The sequence below is a fragment of the Chelatococcus asaccharovorans genome (genome assembly GCF_003201475.1).
Lineage (GTDB): Bacteria > Pseudomonadota > Alphaproteobacteria > Rhizobiales > Beijerinckiaceae > Chelatococcus > Chelatococcus asaccharovorans.
The window spans coordinates 1-4,109 of record NZ_QJJK01000036.1; the positions used below are offsets into that span (position 1 = coordinate 1).

The 4,109-nt window shown below is 68.4% G+C and carries 2 protein-coding genes; both read left to right on the plus strand.

The window, feature by feature from the left end:
• Positions 1-33 precede the first annotated feature (33 nt).
• Positions 34-1,815, plus strand: coding sequence for a type I secretion system permease/ATPase (locus C7450_RS33365; RefSeq protein WP_110378708.1), 1,782 nt, complete (start codon positions 34-36; stop codon positions 1,813-1,815).
• A 414-nt stretch (positions 1,816-2,229) separates the two neighbouring features.
• The coding region (locus C7450_RS33370) for an HlyD family type I secretion periplasmic adaptor subunit (protein ID WP_146227631.1) at positions 2,230-4,109 on the plus strand (1,880 nt) is incomplete at its 3' end.

Below are 4,109 nucleotides of genomic sequence, written 5' to 3' on the forward strand. Positions count from 1 at the left end.
ATGATACGCCTTGTTGGATTGGAGCGTTGATTGATGTCACAAGCGGGACCGACGGGGGGAGGTAAGAAGGCGCCGACGGCGCTGAATGCGGCGATCCGGACGACGCGCCCTGCCTTTGTGACGGCGATTGTTTTTTCGTTTTTCATCAATCTGCTGGGTTTGACGGGTTCGTTGTACATGATGCAGGTCTATGACCGCGTCCTGTCGAGCCGGAACCTGACGACGCTTGTTGTCCTGACGATTCTGATCGCGATTTTGTATCTTGTATCGGCGTCGCTCGAGAGCCTCAGGACGCGTCTTCTGGTGCGGGCCGGGGTCCGGTTCGACGAGGAGGTGAACGCGGATGCGTTCAATGCGGTGCAGCGGGCGTCGCTGCGCCAGCCGGGTCCCGGGCATGTGCAGGCGCTCAGGGATGTGGACAGCATCCGCGAGTTCTTCACGGGCCAGGGGCTGATCACCTTCTGCGACGTGCCGTGGGTGCCGATCTACATCATCGCGGCGACGCTTCTGCATCCGTGGTACGGGGTTCTGGCGATCTTCACGGCGCTGATCTCGGCGGCGCTGGCCTTTGCCAACGACCGGGCGACGCGTCCGGTGCTCGACCAGGCGACGAAGGCCAATATCACGGCGCAGAACCAGGCGTTGACCACCTTCCGCAACGCGGAGGTGCTGCAGGCGATGGGCATGGTGGGGCGGCTGCGCGAGAAGTGGGTGAAGCACCACTACGACGCGCTCGGCCACCAGGCGCAGGCGTCCGACCGGGCCGGCGGGCTGATGGCCGGCATCAAGTTCAACCGCGCCTTCATGCAGAGCCTGATTCTCGGGGTCGGGGCCTATCTCGCCATCAAGCGGGAGATCTCGCCGGGCATGATGATCGCGGCGTCGATCATCGTCGGGCGCTGCGTGCAGCCGATCGAGATGGCGATCAGCAACTGGAAGTCGCTGGTCAACATGCGCTCGGCCTATGAGCGGGTGCAGGCGCTTCTCAGGGCGCTGCCGGCGCCGGGGGCGCGCATGCGTCTTCCCGACCCGCGGGGCGATATCGCGGTGGAGAACCTGATCGTCCGGGTGCCGACGCGGGACATGCCGGTGCTGAAGGGCGTCTCGTTCGCCATCCCGGCGGGGACGGTGCTCGGTGTGATCGGGCCGAGTGCGGCGGGCAAGTCGAGCCTGGCGCGGGCGCTGGTCGGCGTGTGGCCGGCGGCGGCGGGCTGCGTGCGGCTTGACGGGTCGGACCTGACCCATTGGGACCCGGAGCAGCTCGGGCGGTTTCTCGGCTATCTGCCGCAGGACGTGGAGCTGTTCTCGGGCACGATCGCCGAGAACATCGCCCGTTTCGGGGATCTGGACGAGGCTGGCATCGTGTCGGCGGCGCAGTTGGCCGGCGTGCATGAGATGATCCAGCGGCTGCCGGAGGGCTACAACACGCAGATCGGCGAAGGCGGGCAGGCCTTGTCGGGCGGCCAGCGGCAGCGCATCGGGCTGGCGCGGGCGCTTTACGGCTTACCGCCGATCCTGGTGCTGGACGAACCGAATGCGAGCCTGGACGCGGCCGGCGAGCAGGCGCTGATGGCGGCGATCCGCCAGTTGAAGACGGCGGGCCGCACGGTGATCCTGATCAGCCACAAGACCAATTCGCTGGGCCTGTGCGATGCCATCCTGGTGCTGGCCGACGGCGGCGTGCAGGCCTTCGGGCCGCGCGACGAGGTGCTGGCCAAGGTGCTCGGGCCGCGCATCGTCGGGGCGCCGGGTGCCGGACAGGCTTTGGGATCCGCCGCTCAGCCCGGCATCGCCGTGGCCGCGGCGCCCGGCTGAGACGAAGGAACGGCGGGCCAAACGGGCCGCAAACGGGCCGAGCCGCCGGTACGCCGCGCGGGTCGGCCTGCCGATCCCCGCTTCGCTGCTGCCGTTGAAGCCGGCGGGCGCATGTCCCGCGACGCGAGCCGGTCCCTGTGTCGCGGCCTGGCTCTGCAAAAGCGTGGAAACCGAACGATGGCGCATGTCCGGTGAATCTGCCGGGTGAACCTGCCGGGTGAACCGGCCTTCGCCGGGCCTGCGCTAACACCGATGTGATCGGCGCCGGCGGACTTCCTGTGGCAAGCCGCGGCGTCGTTGGCTAATTGATCGCTGTCCCGGCCGCCCGCGCGGTCCGGACGGCGGTGGTCCCTGTGGTTTCTCCTCCGCGCTGTGACCCGGCCGGAGCCTGTGCGTGACGCTGGAGCGTGGTTGATGTCCGATGAGAAGATCCCCCCGGTGCAAAAGCCCCCTCAGCAGACACAGACCGGGCAGGCCCATCCCCAGCCCGTCATGAGCCAGCCCGTCATGAGCCAGCCGATTGCTCAGTCGGGTCCCGCTCACGCGCCTGGGGCTTCCCCGGCTACTGGGGCTTCCCCGGCTACTGGGGCTTCCCCGGCCACTGGGGCTTCCCCGGCCACGCCGCCCGCCGCCGGCGTCCCGGCTGATGCAGCCGGGGACGGCGCCCGCTTTCCGCGGCCGGTGACCTTCGGCCAGCCCATGCCAACGGGCCAGCCGGCCCCCTCCTCCACCGCGACACCCCCTTCCGCCGGGATGGCGGGAGCTGGTGTCGCGGCGGACGGATCCGAGACCCGGGCCGCCGGCGGATCCGTTCCCTTCGCCGCCATCACGCCGGTCAAGGTGCCGGCGCAGGAAGCGATCGGGCAGGAAGCCATCGGACAGGAAGCGATCGGACATGAGGCCGTGCGGGGCACCCCCGGACAGGCTTTGGCCGGAACCGGGCCGGAAGGGGCCAGCCGCAAGTTCCTCTTCCTCGAGAAGGCCATCGATGCCGCCCTCAGCCTGGGCAAAGGCAAGACGGACAAGGACAAGACCGGCAGTGGCGCCAGCAGGGGCGGCGGCTCCCCGGGCAAGCCGGACAGCGACTTCCGCCGCATCGCCCTGACCGGCTATGCCATCATCATCTTCACCTTCGGCATCATGGGCGGCTGGGCGGCGCTGGCCAATATCGACGCCGGCGTCGTGGCGTCGGGCGTCATCTCGGTCGAGAGCAAGCGCCAGGTGGTGCAGCATCTGGAAGGCGGCCTCATCAAGGAGATCAAGGTCCGCGAAGGCCAGAAGGTCGAGGAGGGCGACCTCCTGTTCCGGCTCGAGGACACCACCGCGCTCGCCAACCGCGACGCGGTCCGCAACCAGGTCTATGCGGGCCTGGCGCTGGAGGCCCGGCTCGTCGCCGAGCGCGACGACGCCGCGAAGATCACCTTCCCGCCCCTGCTCCTCGACCATCCCGACGACCCGGTGGTCAAGCGCGTCATCGCCGACGAGACCGCCCAGTTCAACGACCGCCGCGCCTCCATCACCGGCCAGCTCAGCATCATCGACGGCCGCGTCGACCAGCTCAGGGCCGAGATCGACGGCCTCGACCGCGAGCGCAAATCCGCCGAGCAGCAGCTCTACTTCATCAACGACGAGCTCGTCGGCATCCGCGACCTCGCCCTCAAGGGCCTCGTTCCGAAGTCCCGCCAGTCGGCGCTGGAGCGCGAGAAGGCCCGCCTCGACGGCGTCGTCGGGCGCAACATCGCCGATGCCGCCAAGGCTGAGAACAACATCGGCGAGATGAAGCTGCAGGCCACCCAGACCCGCCAGAAATTCATCGAAGAGGTCGGCGCCCAGCTCCTCGATATCCGGCAGAAGCTCGGCGACATGCGCGAGAAGCTCAATGTCACCGAGGATGTCCTGCGCCGCACCGAAATCCGCGCCCCGCGCTCCGGCGAAGCTCAGAACATCAATCCGCGCGTCTTCACCGTCGGCGCCGTCGTGCGCCCCGGCGATACCCTCGTCGAGATCGTCCCCCAGAACGACGAACTCGTCATCGAGGCCCGCGTCCAGGTCACCGATATCGACAATCTCCGGACCGAAACCTCCACGGAAGTGCGCTTCCCCGCCTTCCACTCGCGCACCACGCCCCTCATCCTCGGGACATTGCGCAACGTCTCGCGCGACCGCCTCGTCGACGAACAGACCCGCGAGCCCTACTATCTCGCCCTCATCGCCGTCGCCGACACCGATATCCCCGCAGAACTCAAGGGACGCCTCAGACCCGGCATGCCCGCCGAAATCATCTTCAATACCGG